At 35.7% G+C, this 16,808-nt stretch carries 14 protein-coding genes and 2 pseudogenes; 13 read left to right on the top strand and 3 right to left on the bottom strand.

Annotated features, from left to right (window positions below; all coding sequences use genetic code 11):
- Positions 1–45: 45 nt before the first annotated feature.
- The 7 genes and pseudogenes from CWS01_RS05110 to CWS01_RS23395 all read left to right on the top strand — a co-directional run bounded on the left by CWS01_RS05110 (position 46) and on the right by CWS01_RS23395 (position 6,178).
- Positions 46–1,287, top strand: coding sequence for an MFS transporter (locus tag CWS01_RS05110; RefSeq protein WP_101176011.1), 1,242 nt, complete (start codon positions 46–48; stop codon positions 1,285–1,287).
- A gap of 12 nt (positions 1,288–1,299) precedes the next feature.
- Positions 1,300–2,775, top strand: a complete 1,476-nt coding sequence (locus CWS01_RS05105) for a glycoside hydrolase family 32 protein (protein ID WP_101176009.1) — start codon at positions 1,300–1,302, stop codon at positions 2,773–2,775.
- 58 nt (positions 2,776–2,833) lie between these two features.
- On the top strand, positions 2,834–3,823 hold the full coding sequence (locus CWS01_RS05100; protein ID WP_101176007.1) for a carbohydrate kinase family protein: 990 nt from the start codon (positions 2,834–2,836) through the stop codon (positions 3,821–3,823).
- A 366-nt stretch (positions 3,824–4,189) separates the two neighbouring features.
- On the top strand, positions 4,190–4,573 hold the full coding sequence (locus CWS01_RS05095; RefSeq protein WP_101176006.1) for a hypothetical protein: 384 nt from the start codon (positions 4,190–4,192) through the stop codon (positions 4,571–4,573).
- 279 nt (positions 4,574–4,852) lie between these two features.
- The gene (gene truA / locus CWS01_RS05090; protein WP_101176004.1) at positions 4,853–5,590 is read left to right on the top strand and encodes a tRNA pseudouridine(38-40) synthase TruA; all 738 of its coding nucleotides are present in this window, start codon (positions 4,853–4,855) and stop codon (positions 5,588–5,590) included.
- 74 nt (positions 5,591–5,664) lie between these two features.
- Positions 5,665–5,976: pseudogene (locus CWS01_RS05085) on the top strand (BCCT family transporter); the annotation flags it as partial.
- An 85-nt stretch (positions 5,977–6,061) separates the two neighbouring features.
- Positions 6,062–6,178, top strand: a complete 117-nt coding sequence (locus tag CWS01_RS23395; protein ID WP_157827546.1) for a BCCT family transporter — start codon at positions 6,062–6,064, stop codon at positions 6,176–6,178.
- A gap of 114 nt (positions 6,179–6,292) precedes the next feature.
- Here CWS01_RS23395 and CWS01_RS05075 read toward each other — a convergent pair whose 3' ends face one another.
- Complete coding sequence (locus tag CWS01_RS05075; protein WP_101176001.1) at positions 6,293–6,682, bottom strand: SET domain-containing protein; 390 nt, start codon at positions 6,680–6,682, stop codon at positions 6,293–6,295.
- Between the two features lie 429 nt (positions 6,683–7,111).
- Between CWS01_RS05075 and CWS01_RS05070 the strand changes: the two genes are divergently transcribed.
- Complete coding sequence (locus tag CWS01_RS05070) at positions 7,112–7,969, top strand: MBL fold metallo-hydrolase (protein WP_101175999.1); 858 nt, start codon at positions 7,112–7,114, stop codon at positions 7,967–7,969.
- Positions 7,970–8,172: 203 nt separating this feature from the next.
- Here the strand turns inward: CWS01_RS05070 and CWS01_RS05065 are convergent, their stop codons facing one another.
- Positions 8,173–8,697 (bottom strand): type 1 glutamine amidotransferase domain-containing protein, encoded by a 525-nt coding sequence (locus tag CWS01_RS05065; RefSeq protein ID WP_101175998.1) that lies wholly within the window; start codon positions 8,695–8,697, stop codon positions 8,173–8,175.
- A gap of 349 nt (positions 8,698–9,046) precedes the next feature.
- On the opposite strand from CWS01_RS05065, the gene CWS01_RS05055 reads away from it, so the two are divergent.
- From CWS01_RS05055 to CWS01_RS05035, 5 genes are all read left to right on the top strand, one after another.
- Positions 9,047–11,113, top strand: coding sequence for a BglG family transcription antiterminator (locus tag CWS01_RS05055; protein WP_101175994.1), 2,067 nt, complete (start codon positions 9,047–9,049; stop codon positions 11,111–11,113).
- A 30-nt stretch (positions 11,114–11,143) separates the two neighbouring features.
- Positions 11,144–11,425 carry a PTS sugar transporter subunit IIB gene (locus CWS01_RS05050; protein WP_101175992.1) on the top strand — a complete coding sequence of 94 codons (282 nt, stop codon included), beginning with the start codon at positions 11,144–11,146 and terminating at the stop codon, positions 11,423–11,425.
- Between the two features lie 47 nt (positions 11,426–11,472).
- Entirely contained in the window at positions 11,473–12,831 is a 1,359-nt protein-coding gene (locus tag CWS01_RS05045) for a PTS ascorbate transporter subunit IIC (protein ID WP_101175989.1), read from the top strand.
- 82 nt (positions 12,832–12,913) lie between these two features.
- Positions 12,914–13,765: a transketolase gene (locus tag CWS01_RS05040; protein ID WP_101175987.1), complete on the top strand. Its 852-nt coding sequence runs from the start codon at positions 12,914–12,916 to the stop codon at positions 13,763–13,765.
- The gene (locus CWS01_RS05035; RefSeq protein ID WP_101175985.1) at positions 13,762–14,718 is read left to right on the top strand and encodes a transketolase family protein; all 957 of its coding nucleotides are present in this window, start codon (positions 13,762–13,764) and stop codon (positions 14,716–14,718) included. Before CWS01_RS05040 ends, CWS01_RS05035 begins: the two co-directional genes overlap by 4 nt.
- Before the next feature lie 516 nt (positions 14,719–15,234).
- On the opposite strand, the pseudogene CWS01_RS05030 reads toward CWS01_RS05035, so the two are convergent.
- Positions 15,235–16,415: pseudogene (locus CWS01_RS05030) on the bottom strand (MFS transporter).
- Between the last annotated feature and the right edge of the window lie 393 nt (positions 16,416–16,808).

Below are 16,808 nucleotides of genomic sequence, written 5' to 3'. Positions count from 1 at the left end.
ATTCATGTCAATTATTTAGTAACCTTATTTAGAGGAGCGGTTTATATGACAAAATCAAAAAGTCTGTATTGGAAACTTAGTGCTTATTTTTTCTTTTTCTTTTTTACTTGGTCTGCTAGTTATTCTTTATTTTCAATTTGGTTGGGGCAAGAGATTAATTTAAGTGGAGGAGAAACTGGCATAATCTTTTCTGTAAACGCTATCTTTGCTTTATGTATGCAGCCATTATATGGATATATATCGGATAAAATTGGCTTAAAGAAAAACATCTTATTTTTTATCAGTATTTTGCTTGTATTTGTAGGACCGTTTTATATTTATGTATATGGTCCACTATTGCAATACAATGTGCTATTAGGAGCTATTGTTGGTGGATTATATTTAGGAGTGGCTTTTTTAGCAGGGATTGGTGCGATAGAATCCTATATTGAAAAAATTAGCCGCAAATATGATTTTGAATATGGTAAATCCAGAATGTGGGGTTCATTAGGTTGGGCTGCAGCAACTTTTTTTGCAGGTCAATTATTTAATATCAATCCAAATATTAACTTTTGGGTAGCATCTGTATCAGCTGTTATATTGGTTGCAATTATTCTTTCTATAAAAATTGAAATGACCAATCAGGAAATGGAGAAGGCGGATTCCGTTACATTAAAAGATGTTGGCCAGTTATTTTTACTAAAGGATTTTTGGTTCTTAATGGTGTATGTTATTGGGGTAACTTGCATTTATAGTGTGTATGATCAGCAGTTTCCTGTTTACTACTCTTCTTTATTCCCAACAGAAGCAACAGGGAATCAAGTGTTTGGATACTTAAATTCTTTTCAAGTATTTTTAGAGGCAGGTATGATGTTTTTGGCTCCATTTGTTGTAAATAAAGTCGGAGCAAAAAATAGTTTGATTTTGGCAGGATTTTTAATGGCGTTCCGTATTATTGGTTCCGGTCTTGTTGTGGGCCCAATTGGAATCTCGACAATGAAATTAATCCATGCATTAGAATTGCCGATTATGCTTATTGCGATTTTTAAATATTTGGCAGCTAATTTTGATACACGTTTATCATCTGTATTATATTTAGTTGGTTTTCAATTCGCATCACAAGTTGGGGCATCCATTCTATCGCCAATTGCAGGAAATTTATATGATAGTATTGGGTTTAGACAAACATATATTATTTTGGGAATAACAGTTCTTTGCTTTACTATTCTTTCTATCTTTACTTTATTAAGTCCTAAAAAAAATAAACAAGGTAAACCAAAAATAAAAAATATAGCAAAAATTGTTTAGGAGGAAATATATATGATCACAAAAAATAGAATTCAACAGGCAGAAGAAGCATTGCAGCAAACAAAGGAGTCAATGAATGAACGTTTTCGACTAGGCTATCATATTATGGCGCCTGCAAACTGGATAAATGATCCAAATGGTTTAGTGCAGTATAAGGGTGAGTATCATGTGTTTTATCAACATCATCCGTATGATGAAAACTGGGGGCCGATGCATTGGGGTCATGTGAAAAGTAAAGATCTTGTGCATTGGGAGCATTTGCCGATTGCCTTAGCTCCTGGAGATGTGTGTGATTCTGATGGGTGTTTTTCTGGAAGTGCGGTAGATAATGATGGAGAATTGACGTTGATTTATACAGGACATCATTACACAGATAAAAAAAATGATGTGTTTTATCAAAATCAAAATATTGCAGTTAGTACAGATGGTGTAACGTTTGAAAAAGTTGGAGAAAACCCAGTTATTGTTGCACCTCCAGAGGACAGCACCCATCATTTCCGCGATCCCAAAGTTTGGAAACATGAAGATACTTGGTATATGATTCTAGGAAATCAATCAATAGAGGAACAGAGTGGAAGAGTCATACTTTATAAGTCTAGCGATCTTCGCAAATGGGAATATATTGGAGTTCTTGCCCAAAGTGACGGCTCACATGGATTTATGTGGGAATGCCCCGATTTCTTTGAAATGGATGGAAAATATGTATTGATGCTGTCTCCTCAAGGAATGGAAGCAGATGGAGATAATTATAATAATTTATTCCAAACAGGTTATTTTGTAGGGGACTATCAGTATGAAACAAATCTATTCCAGCATGGTTCTTTTATCGAACTAGATCATGGCCACGATTTTTATGCGGTGCAAACATTTTTAGATGATAAAGGTCGCCGAATTGCAATTGGCTGGATGGATATGTGGGAAGCAGATATGCCGACGAAAAAAGATGGATGGTGCGGCGCGTTGACACTTCCGCGAGAATTAAAGCTTACTAGCGATAATAAAGTATTAATGAATCCGGTTGAAGAATTAACATTATTACGAGAATTAGAGCATGATGTATGTGCAGATAAATCTATTTCAGGTACTCATTTAGTAGAAGAAAAAGGAGATCTGCTTGAAATAAACGTAGAATTTGATTTGAATCTAACCTCTGCATCGTCTGTAGGAGTGAAACTAAGAGGGGCAAAGGAGGAAGAAACTATATTAACTTATGATATAAAAGAGCAAAAACTAATACTAGATTGTTCGAAGTCTGGTAAAAAAGAAGATAGTGTGAGACGAGTATCTCTGCAATCTGATAGCAAACTTTCTTTACAAGTATTTATTGACCGCTCTTCTATTGAAGTATTTGCAAACGAAGGCCAAAAAACGATGACTAGCCGCATCTATCCAACAGAAGAAAGAGCAGGGATTGAAATTTTTGCTGAAGGTGGAGAAGCATTAGTTGCTGATTGCACGTATTGGAATTTAAAAGATATTTGGAAATAAAAATGACAGCAAAGAACAAGTTGATATTGCTTGTTCTTTGTTTTAGAGGTGATTGCTGATGAAAAAAGTATTCTGTATTGGAGAAACACTTATTGACTTTATCCCCGCTGAAAAGAATTTATCATTAAAAGAAGTGACTAATTTTGAGCGTGTAGCAGGTGGAGCTCCGATGAATGTTGCTATTGCTGTAGCAAAATATGGAGGAGACTCTGCGATGATCACCAAGATTGCAAACGATCATTTTGGTGATCATATTTTTGAAGTATTGCAAGAAAATGGGGTAGATACTTCTTATTGTTTAAGAAGCGATGAAGGGGAAACTGGGCTTGCATTTGTATCGAATGATGCAAATGGAGAACGAAGCTTTAATTTCTATCGAAAAAATGCAGCTGATTTATTGCTTTCACCAGATGAGATAGAAGTAGAGTGGTTTGATGGGGGGGATATTCTCCACTTTTGCTCTGTTGATTTGATTGAAAGTCCAATGAAGCGTGCCCATCAAAAAGCGATTAAAGATTTTCGGAATATCGGAGGCATTGTAAGTTTTGACCCGAATGTGCGCCTGCCTTTATGGAAAGACGAGAAAAGTTGCCGTTCAACGATTAATGAATTTTTGCCAAGTGCTGATATTGTGAAAATTTCTGATGAAGAACTAGCATTTATTACAGGAATAGACAATGAAAAAGAAGCAATTGAGGCATTATTTGTTGGAAATGTTCAAGTGGTTGTCTATACAAAGGGTAGCGAGGGTGCGGAACTCTATTTGAAGAGCGGGGATACTTACCGAAATAACGGCTTTAAAGTAACTGTTGCTGATACAACAGGTGCAGGAGATGCATTTATCGGGGGCTTTTTGTCTGAATTGATTGCGTTTGAGCCATCTGTGGATGATTTATGTGAAAAGATCAGAAAAAACCATGAACGAATTTTAACTTTTGCCAATGCAAGCGGAGCACTTACTGCATCTGTAAAAGGAGCGATTCATGCAGCGCCTGCCAAAAGGCATGTGTTGAATTTTATTGCGGTGCAAAGAGGCATACTATTGTAAAAGCTAGTTTTGGAATAAGAACAACTTAAAAAGACTCCAATAGCTGGAAATATTAGCTTATGGAGTCTTTTTAATAGAAAGATAAATTTATTGAAAATATACAACAGAACAATATTCTAATAATTAATTTATACAGCAGAAGTGGATGCTATTAATTCAGAATATCAGGAGTTATTCAATAAACCATTCGGTTATAATAGCTATTTTTATTAAAATAAGCACAAGGAAAAGGATTAATTTCTTCCCTATCCATGTTTCCAGCACAGCAAATTATAGGGTATAATGAATGTATCTATTTTAGTAAAGCCCTTACATTTTTAGCTGTATAGAAAAAGTGGGAAGGGTTAGCATTAAGGGGGAAAAAGAATGTCCGTTACTCGAATATTGGTGGGGCTGTGGAGAAGTTATGAAGAAACGAGTGAGGAAGCGAAGTATCCTGAACTAAAAACACGCTACTATCGAAAAAACCGTGAAAAAATGATTGAATATATAAAACAAGCGGTGAATCAAAAGCTGCCAAACTGGAAGATTAAAAAAGTAGACGCGGAACGTGGGGAAATAGTTTTAGAAAAGCAAGGTGTTGCATCGAGTGTTATGATTGTGACTGTTTATAAAATAAATGCTATAAAGTCCGCTATTGATGTCTATTGCTCAAAAGAAGGAAGTTTGGGTGATTTTGGTTTAAGCTATAAAAATATTATGAAGTTTTTTTCTGCATTGCATACAGAAATTCAGCCAGAGAAAAGTTAATAATAGATTTGTAAGCGTTCTATTATAGTGTGAATGAAACGTAGAATCGGAAACATCAAATGGTATAAATTGGTTGTTTTCTTAAAGGGGTATAAAAATCTCTGATTAAAGTTGCTCTGCAGTCTTTAGAGGAATTTCTAACAGGAAGAAGTAATTTTTGTATTCTTATCCTTTTTGCAATAAAAATGGTATAATGAATTGTTCCAAGTTTTATAATCACTTGGAACATTTTTTTATATAGTAGAACAAAAAGTGAAAGTTTCACATAAAGGAGAAAAAATGAATAATTACAAAATTGTTATACAGTATGATGGTGGCCGCTATAAAGGCTGGCAGCGTCAAGGAAATGGCGACAGCTCCATACAAGGGAAAATAGAAAATGTACTTTCTGAAATGACAGGAAGTACAGTAGAAATCATTGGCTGCAGCAGAACAGATGCAGGAGTTCATGCGATGAGTCAAATTGCAAACTTCCGAATAAGCGAGCAATATTCCGCGAAAGAAGTGAAAAATTATTTAAATAAATATCTTCCACATGATATCAGTGTGATTGCTTGTTCCATTGAAGTGGATCGCTTTCATGCGAGATACAATGCAAAGGATAAAACCTATTTGTATAAAATCTGGAATAAAGAGTATACACATCCATTTATGCGCAAGTATAGCATGCATGTAGAGCAAAAGCTAAACGTTGCTGCCATGAAACAAGCAAGCAGCCACTTTATCGGCAAACATGATTTTACTGCTTATTCTAATGCGAAATCAAAAAAGAAATCCATGGTGCGTGAAATTTATGCTATTCATTTGGAAGAAGAAGCTGGTTTTCTGCAAATAAGAGTAATTGGCGACGGGTTCCTTTATAATATGGTAAGAAAAATAGTTGGGACATTAATAGAAGTTGGTTCAGGCAGAATAAAACCAGACCATATTTCAGGAATTATTGAATCCAAAAAACGAGATCAAACAGGTCCAATGGCAGAAGCGGGTGGACTGTATTTGGAAAAAGTGAAATTCTAATAGAGAGAAGCTGTGTTGTTTTCAAAACAATGCAGCTTTTTTATGCCTATTCATAATAAATGAAGGGGAAGAGGTATATAACCGATGTGTTTGGCTGGTATTATTTAATCATTGTCACTTTTTTTGTGCTTGTCTGTTTATTTTTATTATTCAGCCCACTTGGACAAATTAAATTAGGAAAGCCAGAAGATAAACCAGAGTTTTCGCGATTAACATGGCTTGCTATGTTTTTTAGTGCAGGAATGGGGATTGGTCTTGTCTTTTACGGAACAGAGGAACCGATTAGCCATTATATGATCAGTTCGCCAACCGGCATGGAGGGAACTAACTGATCAAGGAATGAAAGATGCGATGAGATTTACTTTCTTTCATTGGGTATTCATGCATAGGCCATTTATGGAGTTGTCGCATTATGTTTAGCTTATTTTACCTTTAGAAAATTATCCGTTAAGTCAACTATTATCTATTTTAGTGCTTATTTTGATTGGCATATTTTTTGTCACATCAGCAGATTCAGGAACTTTTGTGGTTGGAATGATGACGACAAACGGCTCACAAAATTCTAGCAACAAGCTGAAGATATTTTGATGAAAGCGTTGAGTAAAGAAGCGAAAGAATTAGGGATTGGTAAGTTGAAGAAGAAAAAGCTATAAAATGTATAAGAGGAATAGGCACACTCCTGGTTGGAATGCACCTATCTTTTTATGTTTCTTTGTAATCTTTTTGAAACCATAATGGATCTGTATCCTCTACATCGCCGTTATAGTTGATAAAAATTTCTTCCCCTGCCTTTATATCTTTATAAGCATAATAATCAAAGGTGTGCTTTTCAAAACTAATATCATATGTGGCATTCGGTTCATAAGAATGGTTAAAAAGCATGCCATATCCTAGAACAATGGCCGAATGATTAATTCCATACTCATAAACGTAGTCATCAAGTACCGTTTTTTCAATATATTGATGCTGTTCGTTTGGATACGGAACAACAGGTGCTTCATGAAAAAGTGTACCTTTTTTAATATCTTGTGTAGCAAATACTCCTCTATTAAATTCTCCATCACTAATGGAAGAGTTTCTTACCTCAATCATTTTGTCACCTACTTATTTTTTAAAGTTTTACTAACTAACTTTAACATGCTTAAGGGAATTTAGGAAATATTTGTTGTGATAAAATTTTATTAGTGATTTCTTATAGGAAATATTTTCAAAGGAGTTTACTAGCAAAAATAGTAATAAATCATAAGAATATATTGATTCCTTGTTATATAAACTACAGAAGAATGTTCTATATGATAGTATCCCCTATAGTAAACAGAAAAAAACAAAGATTTTCATTTTGGATGCTATAAGGGAGGGCGGGATTATTTAATCCTATATTGCATTTTGTTTATACGAAATGTTTCAAAGATGTTAAAGTAATAATTAATTCAAATTCATAAACGTTATCCTTTTATTTCAAAAAGAAGTACTTCATCTAATAGGAAATCATATTTTTTACATAGGAAAAGGGGATGGAAAATGCAAACAATAGAAAAAATTGGGGAGAGATTCTGGTATATGACTCCAGAATCAGAAACAGACCGACCTATTTTAGGAATGGTTGTAGGAGAACATAAGACATTAATGATTGATGCAGGCAATTCAGAAGAACATGCACATTCTTTTTTAGAAGAACTTTCAACAAGACATGTGGCAAAACCAGATATAGTCGTTGTAACCCATTGGCATTGGGATCATATCTTTGGTCTTTCTGCGCTAAAGGAATTAGTTTCTATTTCTTCTAAACAAACGAAAGAAGAAATGCAAAAGTTACTTCCGCTTAAATGGTCTGATGAGGAATTAGATAAAAGAGTGAAGGAGGGTACAGAAATAGATTTTTGTGCTAACGCCATAAAAAAGGAGTACCATTTACACCGTAATATTAAAATTGTCTTACCTCAATTAACTTTTGAAAATAAAATAGAGATAGATCTTGGTGGAGAAATCTGTGTTTTACAGCATGTAGGTGGAGATCATGCTTTTGACTCTGTCGTGATATTTATAAAAGAAGAAAAAATCTTATTTCTAGGAGATAGTATTTATGCAGATATATATTCTGCTAAAAGAAGCCATACAAGCAAGGAAGTCCTGCGATTGTTAGATTTGCTAGAAACATTTGAAGCAAATACATATATTCTTTCACATTGGCGTCCTATTTCGAAGGAAGAGTTTCAAGCGGAAGCTACTCTTCTTCGCTCAATCGCTAATTATACAGAGTCTTTTTTTGGAGACGGGATAAAAATAAGAAATGCCTATAAAAAACAAGTGAAAAGAGAATTAGTGGAAGATGAGTTAGAGGTGATAGAATATTTTATCAATGGTTATCATGATTGTTAAAGTAGATAAGCTTGAATTTTAAGAGAAAAGACCTTCAGCGTCTTTATTGAATAAAATCTATATGGATGGAAATGAACCGCATAGTGACTTTATCTATGCGGTTCATTAGTTAGTAGCATTAATAAGAATGAAATCTCTTATTAATGCTATTTTTATACATTGTAGAATTAAATATAAGAAAGATATTTAGTTCCCTGCATATTTTACTGTTCGGCTAAAGCATCGGCAAAGGCTTTGGCATATGGTGGAAGGTCAGGCGGACGGCGGCTTGAAACAATATGTCCATCAACCACCACCGGTTCATCATGCCAAATAGCCCCAGCATTTTCCATGTCGTCTCTAATGCCAGGTGTACTTGTTACATTGACACCATTTAAGATTTTTGCTGAAATTAGTACCCAGCCAGCATGACAAATTTGTCCAATTGGCTTTTTCTGTTCATGCATATAACGCACTATATCTAAAACTTCAGGGTAGCGGCGCAATTTATCCGGTGCCCATCCCCCAGGAACTAGAATAGCATCATATTCAGATGCTTGTATGTCGGAAAAAGCATAATCGGAAATGGCTGGTACCCCGTATTTTCCAATATATGTTTCATTCGCTTTCTCGCCAACTAAATGGACGGTTGCTCCTTCTTCTTGTAGACGCAAAACAGGATACCAAAGTTCCAAGTCTTCAAAATCAGGACTAATAAGTGCAATAACTTTTTTGTTTTGTAAACGCATAAAAAACACCTCCATAGCTAGTATAGCATGTTCAAATAAAAATAGGGCTATGACAGCATTTTATAGGGATATAGAAGGAGAGAGTGAAAAAAAGAAAGTGACAGCGGAAAAAAAAGGGGCAAGGGCAAATAAACAGGTGGAAAAAGGTATTGAGTGCAGCAAAAACATATAAATGGAATGGACAAATTAGCGCATTTATCTATTTTATTTTCTCCCTCATCATATAATGTAAAATCTTTATTGATTTTTGAGCACAAAATTGTAAAAGCATTTGTTACAAGAATTGGATTCAATAAACCAACAAAATGTAAGCGTTTTATATTATTCTAAACACAGGAGGAAATAAGCAATGATAATGGAAAAACGACCTGCTTTTTTGATGAGTTATTTGCTGAAGTCCCAATGTGCTTCACTGAATCAGATTAGGGAGTATATGCAGTTAACGAGGCGGCAAATTGTTTATGATTTAGAAAAAGTGAATTACTGGTTAAAAGAAAAAGAACTTCCTCCAATCGTTTGCAAAGGGAATGTCATTCTAGTTCCAGATGCTGTTTTGGCTTTTTTTAAAGAAAGTCAACATGTACAGCCAGAGAGGATGATGAATTTAACAGAAGAAGAACGTTTTATGATGATTTATTTGTATTTATTTATTCGGGAAGAATTAATTTCTTCTGCCCATCTCACACAATTTTTACAAGTTAGCAAAAATACAGTGATTACAGATGTAAAAAAAGCAAATCAGAAAAACAGCCCGTTCCTTGTAGAAATTCGCTACACAAGACAACAGGGCTATCATCTAAAGGGGACGGAGTTTGATAAAAGAGCACTTGTGATGAAACAGCTAAATAAGCTTTTGCAATTGCCTTATTATGAAAAGTTGATTCGTTATTTATGGAATAAGAGAGGTGAGGCCTATCGATTTGATTACTTTTATGAAATACTTAAAAGCTTATCTAAACGGCATAAGCTTCAATTTGTAGAAGAACGTTTTAACCAGTTTGCTTATTTTCTTCCATTTTATTATTGTCGTCAAAAGCAAAAAAAATTAGTGCTTTTTCATGGAGAGGAAATAAATGCATTAAAACAAGATTCTTTGTGGGAAGCGGGAAAGGAAGTGATCCAGGAGCTGTCCGTTGACGAAGATGAGAGCGAAATCTGCTATTTTACTTTACAGCTACTTGGATTGTCGCTAGGCAACACTTCTATGCAAATAGAAGACCGAGATCTTCTGATAACAATATGTGAACAACTCGTAGCTGATTTTGAAACAAAAGCATGCATGGTCTTTGAGCGAAAAAATGAAGTCATTAAATTATTGTATCAGCATATGAAGCCAGCGTATTTTCGCATGAAATATCGAATTCCTATCCATAATCCTTTGCTAAAAGAAATTAAAAAAGAACATAAAGAACTGTTTACGCTAGTAAAGGAAATGATTTTGCCAATTTCCTCATTATTACAGGTTCCTATTCCTGATGAGGAGATTGCTTTTATCACCATTCTTTTTGGTGCCCTTTTAGAGAAACCAACACACCACACAAGCACGAAGAAAAAAAGAGCTGTTGTTGTCTGCCCAAGTGGGATAAGTTCTTCGTTAATGGTCAAACATCAGCTAGAGTCTGTTTTTTCTGAAATAACAATAGAAAAAACAGTATCACTTGAGGAGTTTTATGAAGAAAAAGGATGGGAGTTTGACCTTGTTTTTTCGACGGTTTCTTTAAATACAAAGCTTCCATGTTTTTATGTTAGACCAATGATGACACCTGCTGAAAAAAATCAAATAGCAAGTGAAGTATATCATCATTTATTTGGCATGAACTATGAAAGTGTACCAAACGTGGAACTTATTTCCATCATTAAGAAGTTTGCCAATATTTATGATGAAAAAGGATTAGCACAAGCGTTAAGTCCATTTACTATTTATAAAAAAGAAAAAATGTACAGGGAGGAACAGCCAGTGCTCCAAGATTTATTAAAGGAAGAGACCATTCAATTAATGGAAGAGCTAACAAGTTGGGAAGAGGCGATAAATATGGCTGCAAATCCCTTGCTGAATAAGGGGGTGATTGAAAAAAGCTATGTTCATGCAATTATTGAAAATGTAAAAACATTAGGCCCATATATGGTAATAGGTCCAGGTGTTGCGATTCCTCATGCACGTCCGGAAATGGGAGTAAGGAAAATTGGCATGAGTTTTCTTAAGCTAGAAAGGCCTGTCCATTTTTTAAATGATAAAAACTATCCAGTCCAATTGCTTTTCTTTTTAGCGGCAATTGATAACAAGACACATCTGAAAGCATTATCCCAATTGACAAAGCTTCTTAGTAAAAAAGACAATATCGAGTTTTTAAAAAAAGCACAATCAAAAGAAGAAATTGAGGAACTGTTTCAAACATATTCTACTAAGGAGAACTAGTGCCTGAAAGAAGGTTGGAAGGAGATAAGTATGAAAATTCTAGCGGTATGTGGATCAGGATTGGGATCGAGCTTTATGTTGGAATTAAACGTGCAAGAAGTCTTAAAAGAGCTAGGAGTAACAGGCATAGAAGTGGAGCATTCAGATCTTAGTTCAGCCACACCAGATGCTGCAGATCTTTTTATCGCAGCCATTGATATTGCAGAGGGAATGGGACATTTAGGAGAAGTAATTGTAATTGACAGCATTATTGATATGAATGGAATTCGCACGAAATTAAAAGAAGTGCTAGAGCAAAAGGGGCTATTGTAATGCAATCTTTAAGCTAACTGTTTGATACAAATAGGGAGGTACTGACAATGGGAGAGAGATTGCTTAAATTAATCATGGATATTTTAAGTCAGCCAGCAGTATTAATTTCCATTATTGCACTGATCGGCTTATTGATTCAAAAAAAATCTGCGAGCGATATTATTAAAGGCACAACCAAAACATTTTTAGGTTTTATTGTTATCGCTGCAGGCGCTAATGTGATTGTCGGCTCGTTGGATCCATTTGGAAAAATGTTTCAAGAAGCGTTTCATGTAACAGGAGTAGTTCCGAACAATGAAGCAATTGTTGCGATGGCATTAACGAAGTATGGATCGATTACTGCATTTATTATGTTTTTTGGAATGCTTGCCAATATCTTGATTGCTCGGTTTACTCGCTTAAAATATATTTTTTTAACAGGACACCATACTCTTTATATGGCATGTATGCTTGCTGTTATATTAGTGGTTTCAGGATTAAAAGGTGTGCCATTAGTAGTGGTGGGATCTCTTGCTTTAGGCTTAATCATGGCCTTTTTCCCAGCAATTTGTCAGCCATTTATGAGGAAAATCACCGGTACAGATCATGTTGGATTTGGCCATTTCTCTTCTCTTGGTTACGTTCTTAGCGGTCTTGTAGGTAAAGCCGTAGGGAAAGGATCACGTTCTACAGAAAAAATCAATTTTCCGAAAGGTTTAGGATTTTTGCGGGACAGCTCTATTACGATTGCTTTAACGATGACGATTTTATATGTTATTATCGCACTATTTGCTGGACCTTCTTATATTGAAAAGAACTTAAGTGGAGGCACTCATTATTTAGTATTCTCCCTTATTCAAGCCATTACTTTTGCAGCAGGTGTATTTGTAATTTTATCTGGTGTACGTCTTGTATTGGCAGAAATTGTGCCTGCATTTAAAGGAATCTCTACAAAACTTGTTCCAAACTCTAAACCGGCTCTTGATTGTCCAATTGTTTTTCCATATGCACCAAATGCTGTATTAATAGGATTCTTCTGCAGTTTCCTTGGCGGAATTGTTGGCATGATTTTTTTAGGCTTTGCAGGGTCTATTATTATCCTGCCTGGCGTTGTTCCACATTTCTTTACAGGTGCAACAGCAGGAGTATTCGGCAATGCAACTGGCGGCATTCGCGGTGCAACGATTGGCGCATTTGTAAATGGTCTGTTTATTACATTCCTTCCAGTGTTTTTACTACCAGTTCTCGGAGATTTAGGCTTTGCAAGCACGACCTTCTCTGATACAGATTTTGCTGCATCAGGCATTATTCTTGGAAATTTGGCAAAATCATTTGGAGCGAGTGGTGTTACTATCACGGTCATTGGTTTGGTGCTCCTTGCTATTCTTTATAATATTTTCAAAAAAAATAAATCTGTGAAAGCATAAGATCGATTTTTATTAGATTGTTAGATAGGCGCCAAGTAATCGAGTAAGCATACTTGGTGCTTTTTTTAATAAGGAGGGAGTTATGAGGAATATTTTGAAGAAAATGGAAACGTTGCGAGATCAAATTCGTTTATTGACTTTAAAGGAACTCCACCATCTTGGGTTCGGTCATTATGGGGGGAGTTTGTCGATTGTTGAAGCTTTAGCTGTTTTATATGGAGGGGTAATGAAAATAGACTCAAAGAATCCAAAATGGGAAGAGCGTGATTATTTTATTTTATCAAAAGGGCATGGGGGACCTAGTCTTTATGCAACACTTGCATTAAAAGGGTTTTTTCCTGAAGCAGTCTTATATACATTAAATCAAAATGGGACAAAACTGCCTTCCCATCCTGATCGCAACTTAACACCAGGTGTCGATATGACAACCGGTTCCTTAGGGCAAGGAATTTCAGCAGCAGTTGGGGTGGCGTTGTCCCATAAACTGTCTGATAGGCAAAATAATACGTATTGTATAGTTGGAGATGGAGAATTAAATGAGGGCCAGGCTTGGGAAGCTTTTCAATTTGCTGCACATCACCGCCTCCACCATCTGTTTGTGCTGGTTGATGATAATAAAAAACAGCTGGATGGTCCAACAAAAGAAATTATTGATCCACTAGATTTTATAGCGAAATTTACGGCGTTTGGCTTTTATACGTTAAGCGTGGATGGAAGTTCTATTTCTGAAATCTATGAGGCAATAGAAAAGGGGAAAGCGCAAGGGGAAAAACCTGTTGCGATAATTTTGGATACCGTTAAAGGACAGGGAGTAACGTATTTGGAAAAAAAAGCAGACAATCACCATATTCGCCCGACGAAAGAGGATGAAGAAGCTATTTTAGAAGCGATTTATGAATTGGAGAAAACATGTGGAAAGGCTGTGATTGAATGAATCCCATTATTTCTCCAGCGTATGAATTAGACAAGATAGAAATGCGGCAAATGTATGCAAATACAATTCTAGAGCTAGCCCAACAAAATAAGGACATTATCTGTTTAGAAGCAGATTTAATGAGTGCGATTGCAACAAGTCATTTAATGACAAAAATTCCTAAGCAAATAATTAACTGTGGCATAATGGAAGCAAATATGATTGGAATGGCCTCAGGGTTAGCGTTGACTGGCAAAATTCCTTATATCCATACATTTGCTCAGTTTGCGACCCGCCGTGCGTTTGACCAGCTTTTTGTTTCAGGAGCTTATGCACAATTAAATATGAAGATATTAGGATCAGATTCAGGTGTAACAGCTGAACATAATGGCGGGACTCATATGGCTTTTGAAGATTTAGGATTAGTACGCCTTATTCCCAATGCCTATGTGTATGAAGCAAGTGATGCCAATCAACTTGGATTTTTGCTGAGAAAAGTGGCAAAAGAGCATGGCATTCATTATATTCGTACGATTCGAAAAAAGGCAGTCAAATTATATGATGAAAAGGAAATATTTGAAACAGGCAAAGGGAAAGTGCTCCGTGAAGGAAAAGATGTAACCTTAGTTGCAAGTGGCATTATGGTTGCAGAATCTTTACAAGCAGCAGAGCTTCTCCAAAAACAGGGCATTGAAGCAACTGTCATTGATATGTTCACGATTAAGCCAATTGATAAAGATTTGCTTGTAAAATATGCCGAAAGTACGCAGAGGATTGTTACGGCAGAAAATCATAATGTAATTGGGGGACTAGGAAGCGCTGTTGCCGAAGTTCTTAGTGAACACTGCCCAACTAAAATGAGAAGAATAGGAGTAAAAGAACAGTTTGGGCAAGTCGGCAAAGTGGATTATTTGAAAGAGCATTATAAGCTGACAGCAAAAGATATAGAAAAAGCCGTGTTGGAATTGATGTGACATATCATACGAGTGCCGCTATGAAAGAGTGCTCGTTTTTTACATGGGGAAAGAGGACAGCCAATAAATTTGATAACAATTTCCAAAAAACAAATAGAATGGGAGAAATCATGCTATCTAAGCGAATTTCTCCCATTCTTCCATATAACAACTAATTTATTTATCATTTCCCGACAGAAGACTCCCACTTCAAGGAATGCGAATGGCGTAGCCCGATGAGTAAGCGGGAGATGAATGTCTGTAGGCTTAGGCCTAAATGGTTGAACGATGCGAACAAGTGTACTGTAATACTTCTGTAAGTTGTTCTTTGAAAACGGATATATGGGTTCTAGCAGGAAAAGCATCTGCTAGGAAAAATCTTCCACGTTCGACTCGCCCACGCATACCGAAACTGCGAAAACCAAGCTAAAGTAGGATATCAGCGTACCAGATGCTAAAAGTTTTCAACGTAGGGACTACGGGTAGAGCCTACTCCATAACTGGTGGATACACTGGTGTTCGTAGGAATCCCCCACTTCAAGCAAGTTCTTTTCCTTTTGTCTCAGGGGCCCATGCAATAGATACTACGGTTCCTATTAATAAAACAGCAGCAAGTATCAGCATAGTAGGAGATAATCCCAATTTAGAAATCAATGTAGGCAGCAGGAAAGTACCAAGTGCTGATCCTATTCGACTGCATGCAGTAGCAACTCCTACACCAGATGCACGTAATTCCGTTGGAAAACTTTCTGCGGAATAATGCCAAGTAAGGCAAGGGATACAAAACAAATAATAAAAGAACTGATTAAGAAGCCTCTTCTCGAAAGTTTAACGGTTAAATACATGCCGACAAATGCACCAATTAATAGGAAAATATTTAGCAGAATGTCAGCAGAGTTACCTTCCTTCATATCAAAATAATCAAGAATTGTCGGCAAAAATGTAAATACAGAAAAGTAAGGAAGTACAATACAGGCATAGAATATTCCATTAAACAAGGTCAACTTAAGATATTTTTTGCTGAATAAGTGGCCAAGACTTAATTGTTTTGTTTCCTTTTCTGTTGTCAATACTACTTCTTCGCCAAGATGTTTGTTTACAATTGCTTGTGCTTTTTCAACTTGCCCTTTACTGACAAGATATTTTGGAGATTCTGGTGTTCCGATCCGCAAGATAAGAACCAGCAAGGCAGGAATCCCAGAAGATGCAAGCATCCAGCGCCATGAAACATCTGCATCTAATAACATCATGCCAATAATGCTAGATGTAACATAACCGATGGTAAAGAAAACATTAAAGGTTCCGAGCAATGTTCCTCTATGTCGTTTTGGAGAAAATTCTGCTAACATTGCTTGTCCAACCGTATAATCTCCCCCCAATCCAAAGCCAATGGCAAAACGAAAAAAGAAAAGTGTCCAAACATTTGGAGCAAAAAATTGCAAAAAAGAAGCTAAAGTAATCAAAATAAAACTAAACAAAAAGATTTTCTGGCGGCCTATATAGTCAGAGGCACAACCTAATAAAAAACTTCCAAAAAATAAACCAATTAATACGGAACTGCCGAGCAAACCTAAATCAAAAGCACTTAAATTCCATTGTGCTGCTAAAGATAATAATGCAAAGCTGATAATTCCAATGACATAACCATCTGTAAAATGAGCACCAAATGTTAATGCTGCAATTTTCACATGGAACTTGGTAATGGGTGATTCATCCATTGTTATTTCTTGTTTGTTTGCTAAATTCATCAAATCCACCTTTATTTAATAGATTCAACAAGAAAAATCATCCAAAATAATGATTCAATTACCTCGTTAAACATAAGCAAAAGTGAGTTTTAGACAGTGGGGGAACTGGGGGAAACAACCACTTTTTGAACATAACGGAAGATAGTGCAAGAAATTTGCCAGCAGAAAGGGGCAATCGGGTTAGTTCACGCAAGCCAGAAAAATGGTTTTTGGTTTGGGTGAACCAACCAATTGTTTAATATAAATCAATTAAACAATATTTCTTAAAAAAATAGAAAACCTATTGTGAATCATTATGATGTTGATCAATCTTGTTGGACAAGGAGTATATTCCCTTGTAACAAACATTTAAACATTAAATGA

It is taken from the genome of Niallia nealsonii (genome assembly GCF_002835805.1).
GTDB lineage: Bacteria > Bacillota > Bacilli > Bacillales > Cytobacillaceae > Niallia > Niallia nealsonii.
Note: the sequence above shows the minus strand (reverse complement) of the source record. Positions and strands in the feature narration are given on the sequence as shown.

What these genes read in the sequence shown, in the direction of transcription:
- CWS01_RS05075 (WP_101176001.1), bottom strand. Translation starts at nt 6,682, where the DNA reads ATGATTGAGGTAAGAAACTCTTCCATTAGTGATGGAGAATTTAATAGA.
- CWS01_RS05065 (WP_101175998.1), bottom strand. Translation starts at nt 8,697, where the DNA reads ATGCGTTTACAAAACAAAAAAGTTATTGCACTTATTAGTCCTGATTTT.
- CWS01_RS05040 (WP_101175987.1), top strand. Translation starts at nt 12,914, where the DNA reads ATGAGGAATATTTTGAAGAAAATGGAAACGTTGCGAGATCAAATTCGT.
- CWS01_RS05055 (WP_101175994.1), top strand. Translation starts at nt 9,047, where the DNA reads ATGATAATGGAAAAACGACCTGCTTTTTTGATGAGTTATTTGCTGAAG.
- CWS01_RS05100 (WP_101176007.1), top strand. Translation starts at nt 2,834, where the DNA reads ATGAAAAAAGTATTCTGTATTGGAGAAACACTTATTGACTTTATCCCC.
- CWS01_RS05035 (WP_101175985.1), top strand. Translation starts at nt 13,762, where the DNA reads ATGAATCCCATTATTTCTCCAGCGTATGAATTAGACAAGATAGAAATG.
- CWS01_RS05095 (WP_101176006.1), top strand. Translation starts at nt 4,190, where the DNA reads ATGTCCGTTACTCGAATATTGGTGGGGCTGTGGAGAAGTTATGAAGAA.
- CWS01_RS05105 (WP_101176009.1), top strand. Translation starts at nt 1,300, where the DNA reads ATGATCACAAAAAATAGAATTCAACAGGCAGAAGAAGCATTGCAGCAA.
- CWS01_RS05045 (WP_101175989.1), top strand. Translation starts at nt 11,473, where the DNA reads ATGGGAGAGAGATTGCTTAAATTAATCATGGATATTTTAAGTCAGCCA.
- truA (WP_101176004.1), top strand. Translation starts at nt 4,853, where the DNA reads ATGAATAATTACAAAATTGTTATACAGTATGATGGTGGCCGCTATAAA.
- CWS01_RS05110 (WP_101176011.1), top strand. Translation starts at nt 46, where the DNA reads ATGACAAAATCAAAAAGTCTGTATTGGAAACTTAGTGCTTATTTTTTC.
- CWS01_RS05050 (WP_101175992.1), top strand. Translation starts at nt 11,144, where the DNA reads ATGAAAATTCTAGCGGTATGTGGATCAGGATTGGGATCGAGCTTTATG.
- CWS01_RS05070 (WP_101175999.1), top strand. Translation starts at nt 7,112, where the DNA reads ATGCAAACAATAGAAAAAATTGGGGAGAGATTCTGGTATATGACTCCA.